This is a genomic window from Acinetobacter sp. Gutcm_16 (assembly GCF_028649355.1).
GTDB classification, from domain to species: domain Bacteria; phylum Pseudomonadota; class Gammaproteobacteria; order Pseudomonadales; family Moraxellaceae; genus Acinetobacter; species Acinetobacter johnsonii.
On the sequence record NZ_JAQSUV010000014.1, the window covers coordinates 21,215 to 37,643 of the forward strand.

14 protein-coding genes and 1 pseudogene are annotated in these 16,429 nt (G+C 39.4%); 12 read left to right on the forward strand and 3 right to left on the reverse strand.

Going from position 1 to position 16,429, the window contains the following annotated elements; all coding sequences use genetic code 11:
• Positions 1 to 176: 176 nt before the first annotated feature.
• A complete protein-coding gene (gene rutD / locus PTT44_RS01260) occupies positions 177 to 980 on the reverse strand; it encodes a pyrimidine utilization protein D (protein WP_168159604.1) in 804 nt (267 codons plus the stop codon).
• 389 nt (positions 981 to 1,369) lie between these two features.
• On the opposite strand from rutD, the gene PTT44_RS01265 reads away from it, so the two are divergent.
• The 11 genes and pseudogenes from PTT44_RS01265 (at position 1,370) to PTT44_RS01315 (ending at position 13,482) form a co-directional block, all read left to right on the forward strand.
• Entirely contained in the window at positions 1,370 to 1,687 is a 318-nt protein-coding gene (locus PTT44_RS01265; RefSeq protein ID WP_004693230.1) for an ArsR/SmtB family transcription factor, read from the forward strand.
• A 100-nt stretch (positions 1,688 to 1,787) separates the two neighbouring features.
• Complete coding sequence (locus PTT44_RS01270) at positions 1,788 to 3,521, forward strand: SulP family inorganic anion transporter (RefSeq protein WP_168159605.1); 1,734 nt, start codon at positions 1,788 to 1,790, stop codon at positions 3,519 to 3,521.
• Positions 3,522 to 3,754: 233 nt separating this feature from the next.
• On the forward strand, positions 3,755 to 4,948 hold the full coding sequence (sstT, locus tag PTT44_RS01275; protein WP_062034822.1) for a serine/threonine transporter SstT: 1,194 nt from the start codon (positions 3,755 to 3,757) through the stop codon (positions 4,946 to 4,948).
• Between the two features lie 39 nt (positions 4,949 to 4,987).
• Positions 4,988 to 5,656 (forward strand): YoaK family protein, encoded by a 669-nt coding sequence (locus PTT44_RS01280; protein WP_168159606.1) that lies wholly within the window; start codon positions 4,988 to 4,990, stop codon positions 5,654 to 5,656.
• Between the two features lie 20 nt (positions 5,657 to 5,676).
• Positions 5,677 to 6,213 (forward strand): DUF2058 domain-containing protein, encoded by a 537-nt coding sequence (locus tag PTT44_RS01285; RefSeq protein ID WP_168159607.1) that lies wholly within the window; start codon positions 5,677 to 5,679, stop codon positions 6,211 to 6,213.
• 264 nt (positions 6,214 to 6,477) lie between these two features.
• The gene (locus PTT44_RS01290; RefSeq protein ID WP_168159608.1) at positions 6,478 to 7,716 is read left to right on the forward strand and encodes a mechanosensitive ion channel family protein; all 1,239 of its coding nucleotides are present in this window, start codon (positions 6,478 to 6,480) and stop codon (positions 7,714 to 7,716) included.
• Positions 7,717 to 7,994: 278 nt separating this feature from the next.
• On the forward strand, positions 7,995 to 8,177 hold the full coding sequence (locus PTT44_RS01295) for a hypothetical protein (protein ID WP_010326649.1): 183 nt from the start codon (positions 7,995 to 7,997) through the stop codon (positions 8,175 to 8,177).
• A 238-nt stretch (positions 8,178 to 8,415) separates the two neighbouring features.
• Complete coding sequence (locus tag PTT44_RS01300; protein ID WP_168159609.1) at positions 8,416 to 10,266, forward strand: ABC transporter ATP-binding protein; 1,851 nt, start codon at positions 8,416 to 8,418, stop codon at positions 10,264 to 10,266.
• 303 nt (positions 10,267 to 10,569) lie between these two features.
• Positions 10,570 to 11,598, forward strand: coding sequence for an AraC family transcriptional regulator (locus tag PTT44_RS01305; protein WP_004979806.1), 1,029 nt, complete (start codon positions 10,570 to 10,572; stop codon positions 11,596 to 11,598).
• A 71-nt stretch (positions 11,599 to 11,669) separates the two neighbouring features.
• Complete coding sequence (gcvH, locus tag PTT44_RS01310; RefSeq protein WP_168159610.1) at positions 11,670 to 12,044, forward strand: glycine cleavage system protein GcvH; 375 nt, start codon at positions 11,670 to 11,672, stop codon at positions 12,042 to 12,044.
• 260 nt (positions 12,045 to 12,304) lie between these two features.
• A pseudogene (locus tag PTT44_RS01315) lies at positions 12,305 to 13,482 on the forward strand (MFS transporter).
• 46 nt (positions 13,483 to 13,528) lie between these two features.
• Here PTT44_RS01315 and PTT44_RS01320 read toward each other — a convergent pair.
• Both PTT44_RS01320 and PTT44_RS01325 read right to left on the reverse strand, forming a co-directional pair.
• A complete protein-coding gene (locus tag PTT44_RS01320; RefSeq protein WP_168159611.1) occupies positions 13,529 to 14,722 on the reverse strand; it encodes a PilT/PilU family type 4a pilus ATPase in 1,194 nt (397 codons plus the stop codon).
• A gap of 239 nt (positions 14,723 to 14,961) precedes the next feature.
• Positions 14,962 to 16,023, reverse strand: a complete 1,062-nt coding sequence (locus tag PTT44_RS01325; RefSeq protein WP_168159612.1) for a 3-deoxy-7-phosphoheptulonate synthase — start codon at positions 16,021 to 16,023, stop codon at positions 14,962 to 14,964.
• Here PTT44_RS01325 and PTT44_RS16575 point away from each other — a divergent pair.
• Complete coding sequence (locus PTT44_RS16575) at positions 16,002 to 16,115, forward strand: hypothetical protein (protein ID WP_157843581.1); 114 nt, start codon at positions 16,002 to 16,004, stop codon at positions 16,113 to 16,115. The genes PTT44_RS01325 and PTT44_RS16575 overlap by 22 nt on opposite strands.
• Positions 16,116 to 16,429 lie beyond the last annotated feature (314 nt).

The window sequence follows — 16,429 nt, forward strand, 5'->3', positions numbered from 1 at the left end:
CCAAAAAGTAAAATTAGTTTTTATTTTATGCACTATCTCTGTGAGGAGTGATCAATGATTGTGCGGTAAATGATCCAAACTAGAATTTTTATATTTTTAGCCCAAATAAAAAAAGTGTATAGATCTCAAAACCTATACACCTTCACTTTATAAAGCCAAATTAAACAATCAATAATCTAAACTAAACTTTCCTGCCCTGTTAAAAAGCCCAACATTTCCTTATTCATCAGTACTGTTTCGGTTACAGTCGCTGCATGAGCGCCCTGCTTTAAAAGAGTCAACTGTGCATGCGGAAACAACTGTTTTAGGTTTTGTGAGCGTTCGTAAGGTACAAGGAAATCATCTTGATTCGCAATCAAATGCATCGGTATATTCTGCAAAGCGGCTCGTATCTCCTCGCTCAGTTCAAAGTCCATTAAAGCACTTAGCCGTCGCAATACATTTTCATGCGGTGGAAAGTTTTGAATTTGAAACTGTTCTTGCTTTTGAATATTTTCTATATTTGCTGAAATCCAAGCTGGCGGATATAAAAACAAGGCCTGTGCTTTGACATAAGCCTCAGTGCCTGCACATGTTAAAAGGTTAATTCGGGTTTCAAAGCATTTATAGGTATGCGCATCTAACGTGTCCCAACCATTTAAAATCGTGATTGATAACATCTGATACTCGATCGATTGGCATAAGGATGCCAACTCCGCACCAATAAAACCACCTAGTGCATGACCGATAAAATGAAAGCGTTGAATATGTTGTTGCTTTAAAATCAGCAAAAGCTGCTGCCCCAAATCGCGTATGCAATAATCTGGTTTTAATAATGTACTGTCGCCATGGCAACCTTCTTGATCGTAAGTTAGGACATGAAATTTGGTTTGTAGGTCTTGAATTTGTGGCTGCCAAAACTGCGCATGTCCACCTAAACCCGACGACAAAACCACATAATCAGCATCTTCTATATGGGATGGAAAAATTTGTACATTCATCTCAAAGTTTACTTTTTGGTCAAAAATATTATCTAGCAATAATTATGCCTTTTAATAAATGTTTGTATTTTTTAAATTTATAATGAATTTTTTAAAAAGCTCTGTAATTATGATTTTAATGCTCTATATGATAAAATATTCAAAGCTTATTATAAATAATCATAAAGAATGAGTTTTTGATTTAAAAAATCAACTTAAATTATATAAATATCGAGAACTTAAGCAACATTTTGAATAACTAATTTTGATGTAAACATTCAGCATATATAACTTTAGCTAATATTTTATTTCACTAAAAGCCATGCATATTGGACTTGAAAAGACAGCATTATGAACGGCTTGGTTTTATACTAAGCGCACAGTTGTTTTGTTTTATGAGTAGGTTTTAAATGAACACAGGACTTGAAATAACGTCTATGCGCGACTCTGCTGAAGTTGTTGTAAGTATTTTAAAATCTCTAGCCAATACTGATCGTTTATTAATTTTGTGTCATTTGTCACAACAAGAACTTAATGTTTCTCAAATTGAAGAAATTACCGACATCAAACAGCCGACTCTTTCTCAACAATTAATGATGTTACGTAAAAGTGATGTGGTAAATACGCGCCGTGATGGTAAGCAAATTTATTACTCCATTAAAGATGAACGCATGATTGAAGTTTTAAATACTTTGTATAGCTTGTACTGCCCAAAACCACGTCTCTAAACCAAATCACTCTATATTTTCTGTGCTATGAAAACGAATGCTAAGACTTCTTAGCATTTTTTATGCATAATATATCTAAATTTGTGATTTAGATTTTTTTATGTCTGATTGGAATCGTCGTCTAAGCCATTATCTACCCGCATGGCAATGGCTTAAGCACTATGACACGCCTACATTTAAGTCAGATTTACTTGCCTCTTTTATCGTCATTGCCATGTTGGTTCCTCAAGGCATGGCCTATGCCATGTTGGCAGGCTTACCGCCAATCACTGGGTTATATGCCAGCATTATCCCAATGATTATTTATGCCATCATTGGTGGCAGTCCCACACTTTCTATTGGTCCTGTTGCCATCATTTCGATGATGACCTTTGCGACTTTGAACTCGATGTTTGAAGTTGGTTCACCAGTTTATATACAAGCGGCATGTTTATTAGCCCTAATGGTCGGTATCATTTCCCTGCTGTTGGGGTTATTTCGCTTTGGTTTCCTCATCCAACTGATTAGCCACCCCGTCATCCAAAGTTTCATTATTGCGTCTGCTTTGCTGATTGCTTTGGGGCAGTTGAAGTTTATTGTCGATCTGCCTTTAAAAGCTAATAACATTCCCGAGTTTGTGGTAAGTGTTTGGCAATACATCAGTTTAACTCACATAGGTACGCTGTTGTTTGGACTGTGTGCAATCGCATTTTTAATTTATGTACCAAAGTTGCTGAATACTAATGCCTTAAAAGGTTGGTTCGGATCGACCGTATTACTTTTGCGTACTATTCCTTTATTTTTAGTGGTTGCCTCGATTGCCTTGGTCTATTTTTTCCAGCTGCAAACGCTTGGAATCAAAACGGTTGGAATCATTCCATCTGGTATGCCTCCACTCGATATGCCGTATTGGAACTGGACTTTAGTTCTGCAACTTTTGCCAGGTGCAACTATGATCGCGATGATCAGTTTTGTAGAGTCACTTTCCATTGCTCAAGCCACTGCTTTACAAAACCGAAGTCAACTTAATAGCAACCAAGAACTTATCGCTTTGGGGTTAGCCAATATCAGTGCAGGTTTCAGTTCGGCCTTTCCTGTAACAGGCAGCCTTTCTCGTACTGTTGTTAATGCAGATGCAGGCGCTCAAACGCCTATGGCTGGTGTGCTCTCTTCGCTGTTGATTATTGTAGTGAGCTTATACTTTACAGATTTCTTTCAGGACCTTCCTTTAGCTATTTTGGCTGCAACGATTATCGTCTCGATATGGAAACTTGTGGACTTTAAACCCTTCATCGAAGCATGGAAGTATTCTAAAGCAGATGGTATCGCGATGTGGATTACCTTTTTTGGTGTTGTCTGTATCGATATTTCAACCGGCCTGATCATTGGCATGGTTTCGACCTTTATTTTGTTGCTTTGGCGGATTAGCCGACCACATATCGCTGTGATTGGCTTGGTCGAGGGGACGCAACATTTTCGCAATGTTGAACGCCATCAAGTTCAAACAACGGCACAAGTATTGTCAATGCGTATAGATGAAAGCCTAACCTTCTTAAATGCCAATATATTGAAAGGCGAGCTGATCAATGCTGTGAGCCAACAACCTGAGTTAGCTCATGTGGTGATTAATTGCTCCAGTGTGAGTAGTATCGACTTGAGTGCTTTAGAAATGCTGGAAGATATTAATCTAGAATTGGCCAAGCAAAACATTCAACTGCATTTGTCCGAAGTTAAAGGCCCTGTGATGGATCGACTGCAAAGCTCAAAACTATTGAAACTTTTGAGTGGGAATGTCTTTTTAACTCACTATCAAGCCATTCAGACCCTTTCACCTCAGCTGCTTAAAACTTCATAAGAGAGCGAATGTCTGCTTGCACTTTTTCTATTTAGTGAGAAATATCAAGCAGGCATTTATGATAAAAATCCGTTAAATATGTCATTTTAATGAATTAAAATGAATAATAAAAACTGGAATTACAATAACTTAATTTTTATATCTAAATATTTTTCAGTCAGTTAGCAAATTAGGTATAAAATGGCGCACTTAAAATCCGTATTTTGTCCTCGTAATTTCAACAAGGCGCCTCTATGTTTTCTGTTTTAGCGCGAATGAGTCTAGTTACTCGAATTATTATTGCCATTATTTTGGGTATTGGTGTAGCCCTTGTTTTCCCAGGCGTTGCACCTTATTTGAGCCTGCTAGGCGACTTATTTATTAAAGCGTTAAAATCTGTCGCGCCTGTACTTGTATTTGTCTTGGTTCTTGCTTCTATTGCAAATTTTAAAGTAGGTCATAGTGCGAATCTACGTCCTATCATCATCATGTATGCCGTGGGTATGTTACTGGCTGCTTTTTCAGCAGTTGCTGTCAGCATCGCTTTCCCAAGTACTTTGTTTTTAAACTTACCTGCAAATACTGACTTACAACCACCAAGCAGCTTGATTGAAATCTTTAAGAACCTACTGCTGAGCTTTATTGCTAACCCTGTAACTGCCATTAGTGAAGCAAACTTCATTGGTATTTTAGCGTGGGCTGTAGCCTTGGGTGCTGCATTCCGTCATGCCAAAGACTCAACCAAAGACTTACTCAATGATACTGCACACGCAGTAAATAGCGTGATTCGTTTGGTGATTAACTTTGCGCCTATCGGTATTTTCGGTCTGGTGGCGGTAACCTTTGCAGAAACAGGTTTAAGTACCTTAGCAAGCTATGCACATTTATTGGCTGTCTTACTCGGCACAATGGCTTTCGTTGCCTTAGTCATCAACCCGCTTATGGTTGCTGTGGTAACACGTAGCAATCCATATCCTTTGGTATTTCAGTGTTTACGTGAAAGTGGTATCACTGCTTTCTTCACGCGTAGTTCTGCTGCGAACATTCCTGTGAACTTAGATCTTGCAAAACGTTTGGGTGTTGCTGAATCTACAGCGAGTGTAGCCATTCCACTCGGTGCGACCATTAACATGGCCGGCGCCTCAGTGACTATTACTGTGCTTACACTGGCAGCAGTCAATACACTAGGTCTTAATGTTGACTTTACCACCATGATGATTTTATCTGTGCTTGCAACAGTTTCAGCTTGTGGTGCTTCTGGTGTCGCAGGTGGTTCTTTGCTGTTGATCCCTGTTGCGTGTGGACTGTTTGGTATTTCATCTGATATTGCAATGCAAGTGGTTGCAATTGGTATGGTGATTAGCGTACTACAAGACTCTACTGAAACCGCATTGAACTCATCAACTGACGTATTATTTACTGCAGCAGTTGACCGCGCTTCAAAATAATATATTGTAGAATCAGTATATTATTTCTTTTTTGAAGTTATGCCATTTCAACACTTACCACTTTGGATTCAACTGGGGGCATTCTTTCTTGCAGTCAATGCAGGAATGATTAATGTCTTAGGACTGGTGACTGTTTTACACCAGTCTGTTTCCCATATGACTGGTAATGTAAGTGTTTTGGCGATGTCGCTTGTACATTGGCAACCCGAAAGCATTTTATATTTGCTATTAGTAACTGTCTGCTATGTCATCGGTTCATTTTATAGCGGTGTAATTCTGGGAAATAGTCACTTTCGATTGGGACGCCGCTATGGCGTACCACTCACGTTAGTGGCTTTTTTTATTTTTCTGTGTTGGTTCTTTCTGCCTTATTTTCCACGCTATGCTTTACTCTGGGCCTGCGTCGCAATGGGTGTGCAAAATGCCATGGTGAGCCATTATAAAGGCACTATCATCCGCACCACACATTTATCGGGTGTTCTTACCGATCTCGGCTTAGCGCTTGGTTATCGTGTGCGCGGACTCTTAGTTGAACGTCGGCGCGTAGTTTTACATCTTTTGATTTTAAGTGGCTTTTTGATCGGCGGTCTCTGTGCAAGTTGGATGTATCCCTATTTAAAACTCAATTCTTTTTTAGTTCCAACAGCATTAAGCTTGATCCTTAGTGTTGTATATTGGATCATTTACTTTCGTTATCGTCGTTTTTAAACGCAGTTGTGGAATTCGCTATGGTAAAAAATGCATTACAGGCTCAGTTACTCAAAGCCGGTTTAGTTGACAACAAAAAGGCCAAAAAACTTTCTAAACAAGCAGTGCATGAGCAAAAAACAGGTCAAAGCAGTGAAGCTGAGATCAAGGCAAAAATTGCACAAGACAAACAGCAAAAACAGGCCAAAGATCAAGCCATTGAACTTGAGAAGAAAGCGATATTGCAAGAAAAAGAGCTCAAAGCGACGATCATTCAAATGATCACGCAGCATAAAATTCGGGATACCGATGGTGACGTGGCCTATCAGTTTATTGACGATGGCAAAATCAAAAAACAATATATCAATCAACAAATTTATAATGCCTTGGTTGCTGGTAGCCTCGTGATTGCACGTGATCATGAAAGTTATGCCATCTTACCTAAAGCTTTAGCTGATCGTATTAATGCCAAACTTGAAGGCTTTATTATCGTAAATACCTCAGAGAAAAATGAAGCAGTCACCGATGAGGAAGATCCATACGCTGCGTACGTGATCCCTGATGATCTCATGTGGTAATTATTGAGCCATCAGAAGCTTCCATATTGGAAGCTTCTTTTTTCCTAGTTCATTATAAAACTAATTTACCATTCCACTAATCTGACATATCCCGACCATCAACGAGCTATACTTCACGACATCCAAATAATGACTTAAAAGCGGAATCTAAGAGAGTAAATAAACAAGTCGTTGAAAACATGTATAAACTTAGTGACACAATTTGCTTAATTCGTATAGCTGATTACACTATTTGCAGTGTTTTAATCAAAAGAAGATCGCATTTTGGATAATTTTCATTTTATACAGAGTTTAAAAGACTGGTCGGATCAGTATCCTTGGATCGAAATGCTGACAGGATTCTGCATACTCATTCTAGTGGCTATACTGGCGTATATTATTGCCAAGCATGTTGTCGTTCGTGGTATTCGGCATCTCATCACTAAGCTAAAATTTGCCAATCACGACATCATGTCGCAGCATAGCGTGATTCGTCGAATTGCGAACATTGTCCCAGCAATCGTCATTATGAATGGTATCGTTACCGTTCCTCACCTGTCTGCGAAAATGGTCAGCTTTGTCCAAATGGCGGCACAGGCCTTTATTTTCTTAACCATTGCGCTCGCGATTGGTGAATTACTGAATATCTTCAATTTGGTTTATCAACGTAATCCAAAGTCTAGAAATAAGCCCATCAAAGGCTATTTACAGCTAATCAAACTGATTATTTTCATCGTTTGTGGCTTGATGATCTTAGGCACCTTCCTGAAAAAAGATGTCTTCACCTTGCTAGCGGGCTTCGGTGCTATGGCAGCAGTGCTGATGTTGGTCTTCCAAAACACCATTTTGTCTTTGGTGGCTTCTGTTCAGATTTCATCCTACGACATGGTTCGCATTGGAGATTGGATTGAAATGCCATCTCTGAATGCAGACGGTGATGTCATTGATATGTCATTACATACCATCACCGTACAAAACTTTGATAAAACCTTTACCACGATTCCAACCAACAAATTGGTCACAGATACTTTTAAAAACTGGCGGGGTATGTCGCAGGCAGGCGTACGTCGTATCAAACGCTCACTTTATATTGACCAAAGTAGCGTTCACTTTATGTCTGAAGCAGAACAAAGCAAACTTAAAGAGTTTTTATTATTAGACCAATATCTAGATCACAAGAGTACAGAGCTGGTTGAGTTTAATCAGAAATTGAGCAATACATCTCCTTGTAATCAGCGACGTTTAACCAATATCGGTACCTTCCGTGCGTATGTTGAGCTGTACCTTAATCAGCATCCGAACATTTCAAAACACCAGTCTTTAATCGTACGTCAGTTACAACCGACTGAAAAAGGCTTGCCACTGGAAATTTATGCTTTTAGCACTCAAATTGCATGGAAAGATTATGAAGCGATTCAGTCGGATATTTTCGATCATTTAATTGCCATTCTTCCCGAATTTGGTCTCAAAATTTACCAAGCACCATCGGGATATGACATGCAAATCGCAATGTCAAACCCGTAATTTTTCACTTTGGTATGCTAAAAACCACTCTAGTTTTAGCATACCAAGGTCTTAAAAACGCAGAATAAGCGTTTCAACATATGTTCTAAATCGCCCACTCTAGAATAAAGATTCTGGAAATACATAACATTATTTTTTCAACAACTGTGTTATTTAAGTTGTGTATTATGTAAATTAATTATGTGATTATTTACATGAAACATACCGCAATATCACAATATCAACCTTTTCTCTTCATTAAATTAGCCACTCCTTTTCACTTTGTAAGACTTTCTAAAATGAATACTTTAAATAAATCTTTATGTGCTGCCCTTTTAGCTGTAGCAGCGACATCTTCTTTTGCAGCAGAAACTCAAGTTGTAGAAACCACTCAAGCTGCTGTTGCAACTGAAAATGCAGCACCTGCTTCAGAAGCTGCTGCATCTGATGCGGTTGCGACATCAGAAGCTCAAGCAAACTAATGCTTTAAGCATCTTGGGGGATTCATTTGGTTGGATTCCCTTTTATCACTCTTCTCTATATCAGACTTTTATATCTATTCATCTACATTTCTTGCTATCAATACTGCTACAACATCGTTTAGTCTCTCGCAATTTACACAGACCACTGAGGTCTTTTCATGCTAAAATTTTCAAACTCTGCTTATTTATAAAACAAGTCATTACCTCATAAATGACTTATTTTTAGAAGGTTTTATTCATGTTCAAATGGTTTGAAAAACGTGTTGATCCCTATCCAGAAGAAGGTTTAAACCAACCTTTACCGACCACGTTCTTTCCGTTTGTATGGCAGGCCGCTAAAGGTGTGCGTGGCTATTTGTTGATTTTGATTTTATTCACGGCTGGGGCTGCTAGCTTTGAAGCTTTGTTCTACGCCAAAATTGGTGACTTAGTGAATTGGCTCAGTAAAAGCCAGCCAGAAACATTTTTAGCGGAACATGGTTCAAACTTAGTCCTTCTATTCTGTATTTTATTGGCCAATATTTTATTTGCCAGTTTACAGTCGATTATTAAACACCAAATATTATTTAGTACTTTTCCCATGCGTCTGCGCTGGCGCTTTCATAATTTACTGTTGAAGCAAAGTCTCGACTTTTTTCATAATGATTTTGCAGGAAGACTCTCCGCAAAAGTCATGCAAACTGCACTGGCAATCCGTGAGTTCTGGGTTATTTTGGGTGACATGTTGGCATATGTGCTCATTTATTTTGTCACGGTCAATCTGGTACTTGCCGCTATCTCCCCGCTCCTAATATTACCTTTACTGGTCTGGTTAGCTTTGTTTATCTGTGCAGCGTATTATTTCATTCCACGTTTGAGCAAAGTTTCAAATGAACAGGCTGATGCCCGAGCTGTGATGACTGGCCGTGTTACCGATGCTTATACCAATATTCAAACAGTGAAACTTTTTGCCCATGCAGGACGTGAAAGTTTATATGCCAAAGCCTCGATGCAAGAGTTCATGGTCACCGTCTATAAACAAATGCGTTTAGGTGCCAAATATGAAATCAGCATCCTGTTTTTAAATATAGTGCTGTACGCAGGTGTATTGGGCACTGCGGTTTGGTTATGGATGAATGGGCGAGTTGAACTTGGAGTTATTGCTGCTGCAACGGCTATGATTTTAAAACTGAGCAGTATTGCTGAATTTATCATGTGGCAAACCTCAGCACTTTTTGAAAGTGTCGGCACCATTCAAGACGGCATGAAAACCCTCGGTCGTTCGATCACGATTCAAGACAAACCTGATGCCAAAGACCTTGAAGTTAAACAAGGCGTGATTGAATTTAAAGACGTCACTTTCGCGTACAACAGTAAAAATGTCATCGACAATTTAAACCTACGCATCCAAGCTGGTGAAAAAATTGGGATCGTAGGTCGCTCTGGTGCAGGAAAATCGACACTGATTCAATTATTGCTGCATTTTTATCAATTGAAACAGGGTGAAATTTTAATTGATGGACAGAATATCGAAGATGTCACCCAAGACAGCTTACGTCGTAATATTGCCTTAGTGACTCAAGATACCTCCCTGCTACACCGTAGTGTCGCAGAAAATATCAAATATGGCCGTCCCAATGCCAGTGATGAAGAAATGTATGCTGCTGTACGTAAAGCCAAAGCCGAAGAGTTTATTCCTCAGCTGACTGACTTACGTGGTAAATCAGGTTATGAAGCCTATGTTGGTGAGCGTGGAGTGAAACTTTCAGGTGGCCAACGCCAGCGTATCGCCATTGCTCGTGTGTTCTTAAAAGATGCGCCGATTCTAATTTTAGATGAAGCCACCAGTGCCCTAGACTCAGAAGTTGAAGCTGCAATTCAATCTAGCCTTGATGACTTAATGCAAGATAAAACAGTGATTGCGATTGCGCACCGTCTTTCAACCATTGCCCAAATGGATCGTTTGATCGTGCTTGATGAAGGTCGTATTGCAGAACAAGGGACACATGAAGAGCTGATTCAAAAAAATGGTATCTATGCGCACCTTTGGCAGCGTCAAACAGGTGGATTTTTAACGGAACAACATCCGATTAAAAAGAAAGAAGCCTAATTTTACTTTCCATTTTCAGCACGCATAGATCATTATCATCAATGATTGTAGTGTGCTGATTTTGAAAAGATTTTACTTAACTTTTAGCATCATTTTCTGAGCCTTTATTTTTATCGAGAGTCTTATATTTTTGCTCAGAAATTTATGATATTTATAATATCGTTCCACTAAATCAGAAATGAAAAGGATACTGAATTGATATAGGCTCGGAACATATTGTCCAACAATATGCTCCATGAATTTGAAATATTCATGCCAATATAACTTCAGTCAGAAAAGAAAGAAAAATGCAATGGATCGCGCATGAAAACAGTTTCACTTCGCCAAGATCAAGGAATTCCTGGTGTTTATGGCTTATTGTTGTTAGATGTTGTGTCTCGTTGGGGCTATAATGCAGAGACGCTATTTTCCCCTTTTCAACTCACGAGCGAACAACTCGCAGAGCCTGACTTTCGCATACCTGTTCATACTGCCAATGAACTTGTGAAGTTGGCCAGCCGTCTCACTGGTGAGCCCACGCTTGGCTACCATCTAGGCACGCAAATGCGTATTTCAATTCATGGCTTCATTGGCTATGCCATTATGACAACTCATGATATTGGCGAAGCATTGGTACTTGCTAATCGTTTTATTCAACTGCGCATGCCTTTTTTGCAGCTTTTCTTTTCCACCTTCGGCGAAAAAGCGACTTTACAATTACGCTGTGATGTCGATATAGAACCGTTGCGTACCGATATTGCGATCAGTATTATTTTTGGTATTGTTTCTATGAGTAAGGCGCTCACTGGCATTGAAAATTTGGCTGGGGAAATTGATTTCGATTTTCCAGAACCTGAAGGCTTTGATCGCTATCGTGCAAAGCTACCTAACCATAGTGTTCGCTTTGATCAACCACATTTACTTTTGAGTTTTGATAAGCATTATCTAGGTTTTAAAATGGTCAATGCTGATCCACTTGCAAGCCAAATAGCCATTAATCAATGTGAAGCTGAACTCTCAGCCATGGGCGAACGCCGAAGATTATCGATGCGTGTTCGTGACATTTTAACGCGCTCAGAACAACACTATTTAAGCATCGAGCATGTGGCTGACCTCTTACACATGTCTGATCGCACACTGAAACGCCAATTGGCTGCTGAAAGCACGTCCTTTTCAACCATTGTGGATGAAGTGCGTTACCGTCATGCCACGTCACTTTTATCACGTACAGACTATAGCTTAGAGCAAATTGCGGATGAACTCGGATATAGTGATGTGGCAAATTTCAGCCGAGCCTTTAAGCGTTGGAGTGGACGCAGCCCGAGTAATTGGCGTAAAGATCCGTATTTATAGATCTTTTGTTTTGATAGAAAAGCATGTATAAATCATGCGAAAAATGATTTTTGTATTTTAAGGAGTTATTCATGAATCATCCTTCAGAATTGAAGTATGCGAGTACACATGAATGGGTGCGTATTGAAGGTGATCTTGTTGTAACTGGTATTTCAGACCATGCACAGGATGCTTTAGGCGATTTAGTCTATGTTGAAACACCAGAAGTTGGTCAACAAATCACTGCAGGCGAACAAGCGGGTGTAGTTGAATCTGTAAAAACAGCTTCTGATATTCATGCACCAGTTTCTGGCACCGTAGTAGAAATCAATGCCAATCTGGAAGATGATCCTGACTTCGTCAATGATGACCCCTATGGCAAAGGTTGGATTTATAAAATCAAACCAGACAATATCGCAGATGTAGAACAACTCCTTTCAAACACAGCCTATGAAGCGGGTCTATAAGCCTAGTATTCATATTTACGATTCAAAAAATCAGTCTGCGGACTGATTTTTTTGCAACTATCCTCTTATTTTGATAAATTAACTCTATATTTATATATTCAACTCGTTTAAATACCAATATTTATCACTATAATTATACTTTTCACGTGTATTATCTTATAATTTGATTGTTCTAGTTTCACAGCCGTGACCTAGCTTCTGCATAAAATAATAACAACAGTTTACGTCCTGTGGCCTCATCTTCGAGCCAAGGGTTCTGCATGTCTGTTCTCAATACATCATCACTATGGAATAAGTCTTTTATTCTGTGCTTAGCGAACAATCTGTTTTTGTTCATCTTTTACTTTGCACAGACCTCAATCCTTCCAATCTATATTTTGAATGATTTGGGTGGTAGCCTTGCACAAGCAGGCTTAGCCATGACTTTGTTCATGGCATCGTCTATCGCAGTTCGCCCTTTTAGCGGACTGATTATTGAAAAATTGGGCAATAAGAAAACGCTTTTTATCGCGGAAGCCCTATTTTGTTTGTTTTCCTTGGCTTATTTGTTTGCTGATAATTTACACCTGTTGTTACTGATTCGTTTTCTACATGGCATTTGGTTCAGCATCGTCACCACAGTTGCCGTACCTATCGTCAATGAGTTTATTCCAGAAAAACGTAAAGGCGAAGGCATGGGCTATTTTGTCATGTCCATTAATCTGGGGATTGTACTTGGGCCATTCCTCGGTTTAACCCTGATCCAGTCCGTATCCTATCCAATGGTCGCAGGAATTTTAGCGTTTAATGTCTGTCTCGGTTTCTTGTTTTGCTTCTTTATCCCAATTCAGCAAACCACTCAAAAATTGAAACCTGCCGTGAAGCGCAAGCTCAGTATCCATGACTTTGTTGAAACCAAAGCCTTGAATATTTCAATTATGGGCATGATCGTTTCTTTTTCCTATGCCAGTATCATGTCCTTCATTTCAACTTATGCAGAGTCTAAACATCTGCTGAACTACGCGAGCTTGTTTTTTATGTCTTTGCAATTTCTATGATGAGTCTACGCCCAATTACAGGCAAAATTTATGACCGTCGCGGAGCGAGCTATGTGATTTACCCAGCGATTATATTATTTAGCTTGGGGCTTATGATTCTCAGTCAGATTCAATCTTTGACGGGTTTATTGGTTGCTGCTGTATGCGTTGGTATGGGCTTTGGTTCTGCACAGCCTTGTCTACAAACTTTAGCTATTCAAGGTGCTGAAAAGCATCGGATTGGCCATGCGACCTCTACATTCTTTACCATGTATGACTTGGGTATTGCACTTGGTTCTATATTGTTGGGCATACTCATTTCTAAGCAAGGTTATAGCTTTACCTATTTATTCTGTGCACTGACAACCGTTTTAAGTTTATTTTTCTATGCCTTTATTACGAATAGAAAGAAAACCGCTTAAAACATCAGTCCGTATGCCCATAGTAATGAACATACGGACTCAAAAATTAAGCGTCGGCCTTCTCTTCTTCAGCGTCTTTGGCTTTTTCAGCAATCGCTTGATCAAAAGACAAAGCACTATTTGAGCTTAACTGCGGGTTGGCACGACTACTCTTTAACTTAATCTGTAGACGTAATTCATTGACCGAGTCTGCATTTCGTAGCGCTTCTTCGTAAGTAATTGCACCTTGATTGTATAAATCAAACAAAGCCTGATCAAAGGTCTGCATACCGAGCTCTCGTGACTTCGACATCACTTCTTTGAGTTCATGGAAATTCCCTTTAAGTATCAAGTCTGACATCAACGGCGTATTGAGCATGATTTCCACTGCTGCTCGGCGACCACGCCCATCTTCAGTTCGTACCAAGCGCTGTGAAATAATCGCCTTCATATTAGAAGATAAGTCCATCAAAAGTTGATTACGACGTTCGTCTGGGAAAAAGTTAATAATACGATCTAAAGCCTGATTTGCATTATTGGCATGCAGTGTCCCCAGGCATAAGTGGCCTGTTTCCGCAAAAGCTATGGCATGTTCCATCGTCTCCGTATCACGAATCTCACCTATTAAAATGACATCGGGCGCTTGGCGCAGAGTATTTTTCAAAGCATTGTGCCAAGAATGACAGTCCACACCCACTTCCCGATGAGTAATCATCGATTTCTTATGCTTGTGAACATATTCCACTGGGTCTTCAACCGTAATAATGTGCCCTGCCGAGTTCTCATTTCGATGATCAATCATCGCTGCCAAAGACGTAGATTTACCCGACCCTGTACCACCGACAACGAGTACTAAACCACGTTTTTCCATAATTACGTCTTTTAAAGACGTTGGAAGTTGTAACTTAGTGAAGTTAGGAATTTCCGCAGTAATCGTACGAATCACCATACCTACATGCAGTTGCTGCTGAAAAACATTTACACGAAAACGTGAAACATTGGGAACGCTAATTGCAAAATTACACTCCAGCTCAGTTTCGAACTCCAATCGTTGCTTTTCGTTCATTAAACTATAAGCAAAGAGTTTGGTCTGATCAGATGGCAAGTTTTGTTGACCCAGTGGCTTCATGAGGCCCTGATGCTTAATACTTGGCGGAAAGTCTGCAGATATAAATAAGTCTGAACCACCATACTCAACCACTTTGCTGAGCATGTGAAACATCATCCGACGGGCTTCTTCTAAAAGTTCTGCAGAATACATAGTGTTCTCTAAAAATTAGTGCAAATAGCTGACTTTAAAAAGCATTTCTTTTATTCAAAATACAATTTTTTATCGTGTTCTTTCAGGCTTCTGATTTTGCATAAGTTTCTGCTCTAGCTCAACCTAATTTATCGTTTGATAAATAACTTTTAGCTTATTTTTCAATTTATTATCTTCATTTATTGAACTACATCACAAAAAAAAGACCTTTCATTGAAAGGTCTTTTTGGTTGCGTTGATTAAGCACTACGTTGAACAGCGTGGCTGCGTAATGTGTCGGCAACCTCTAAGAGTACTTGCTCAGTTTTTTCCCAGCCTAAACAGCCATCGGTAACAGACTGACCATAGACCATGTCATCTGAAATTTTCTGGTTACCATCAACCAAGTGACTCTCAAGCATGACACCACACACATTGCTTTGCGTGCGTTCCGCAACAATGCTACGTAATACATCAGGTTGATTGAGTGGATTTTTACTACTGTTCCCATGACTACAGTCAATCACCAACGCGGGTAATTCACCTTTGACTTTATCTTGCATATGACGAATATCTGCTAAAGCATAGTTAGGCCCTGAGTTTGCACCACGTAAAATCAAGTGCGGCTTCGGATTTCCTTGGGACTGAAGCATACATGCCATGCCTTGCTGCCCAATTCCCATGAACTGGTGAGAGTTTAATGCAGACTGAATCGCATCCAGAGCAATTTGAATTGAACCATCTGTGCCATTTTTGAAACCAATGCTGAATGGCATATGACTCGAAATTTCACGATGAATCTGCGACTCGCTGGTACGCGCACCAATAGCTCCCCATGCCAACAGATCGTCGAAATAAGCAGTCGCCATCGGGCTTAAAATTTCTGTAGCAATCGGCAAACCCATTTCAATAATCGCTAAATACAATGCTCGAGACTGCTCTAATCCCAACTGCATATTGGAAGATCCATCAAGTAAAGGATCGTATAAAAAACCTTTCCAACCCACTGTTGTCCGTGGTTTTTCAATATAAGCACGCATTACGAAGAAAATCTGATCTGAAACTTTGGTTTGTAATTGTTTTAACTTTTCAGCGTATTCTAAAACCGCAATAGGGTCGTGAATGGAACATGGGCCAGTAATGACCATTAAACGATGGTCTTTGCCTTCTAATATATTTCGAATGGTTTGACGCTGTTCAGCAATTTGTAGTTTTAATGGCGCTGAAAGTGGCAACTGCGCTTTGAGTTGCTGCGGCAAACTTAAAAGTGTTTCTTGAACTGTCGTTTGAGTACTTTGTAGTGCAGTATTTAGAGCATTCATTGGTTTGTATCCTTTGGACTGTGGTCTTCAGTCCGATCTTTTATTTGAGCGTTATGGGTCTAATGGATTGCTGGGCTAAAGTCATAAATTGACTAAAGTAAAACCAATAAAAGTTGCTAAAGTATGAATAGTTAGTTGTTTTCATGAAGTACTCCAAAAATTATTAAAACAGCAGATATAAAAAAACCTGACCAGGGTTGCCGATCAGGTATTAACTAGGTGGGCAACCTTTTGATGCCCGAACGCGTTCAGGCAATTATCTAAATTGCCAAAAGTAATAATTTGCGTTAGAGGTTACAGGTTGCTTTAACATTTTTATATCTTCAAAAATATGTTATCTGAAATTTAAAATACGCTGATTTTTTTGCTTTTACAACACTTTTTTATACAAAAAATTCTGTTCTAT

Bases quoted from the DNA above. Each gene is read 5' to 3' on its own strand.
- rutD (WP_168159604.1), bottom strand. From the start codon at position 980: ATGAATGTACAAATTTTTCCATCCCATATAGAAGATGCTGATTATGTG.
- PTT44_RS01265 (WP_004693230.1), top strand. From the start codon at position 1,370: ATGAACACAGGACTTGAAATAACGTCTATGCGCGACTCTGCTGAAGTT.
- PTT44_RS01270 (WP_168159605.1), top strand. From the start codon at position 1,788: ATGTCTGATTGGAATCGTCGTCTAAGCCATTATCTACCCGCATGGCAA.
- sstT (WP_062034822.1), top strand. From the start codon at position 3,755: ATGTTTTCTGTTTTAGCGCGAATGAGTCTAGTTACTCGAATTATTATT.
- PTT44_RS01280 (WP_168159606.1), top strand. From the start codon at position 4,988: ATGCCATTTCAACACTTACCACTTTGGATTCAACTGGGGGCATTCTTT.
- PTT44_RS01285 (WP_168159607.1), top strand. From the start codon at position 5,677: ATGGTAAAAAATGCATTACAGGCTCAGTTACTCAAAGCCGGTTTAGTT.
- PTT44_RS01295 (WP_010326649.1), top strand. From the start codon at position 7,995: ATGAATACTTTAAATAAATCTTTATGTGCTGCCCTTTTAGCTGTAGCA.
- PTT44_RS01300 (WP_168159609.1), top strand. From the start codon at position 8,416: ATGTTCAAATGGTTTGAAAAACGTGTTGATCCCTATCCAGAAGAAGGT.
- PTT44_RS01305 (WP_004979806.1), top strand. From the start codon at position 10,570: ATGAAAACAGTTTCACTTCGCCAAGATCAAGGAATTCCTGGTGTTTAT.
- gcvH (WP_168159610.1), top strand. From the start codon at position 11,670: ATGAATCATCCTTCAGAATTGAAGTATGCGAGTACACATGAATGGGTG.
- PTT44_RS01320 (WP_168159611.1), bottom strand. From the start codon at position 14,722: ATGTATTCTGCAGAACTTTTAGAAGAAGCCCGTCGGATGATGTTTCAC.
- PTT44_RS01325 (WP_168159612.1), bottom strand. From the start codon at position 16,023: ATGAATGCTCTAAATACTGCACTACAAAGTACTCAAACGACAGTTCAA.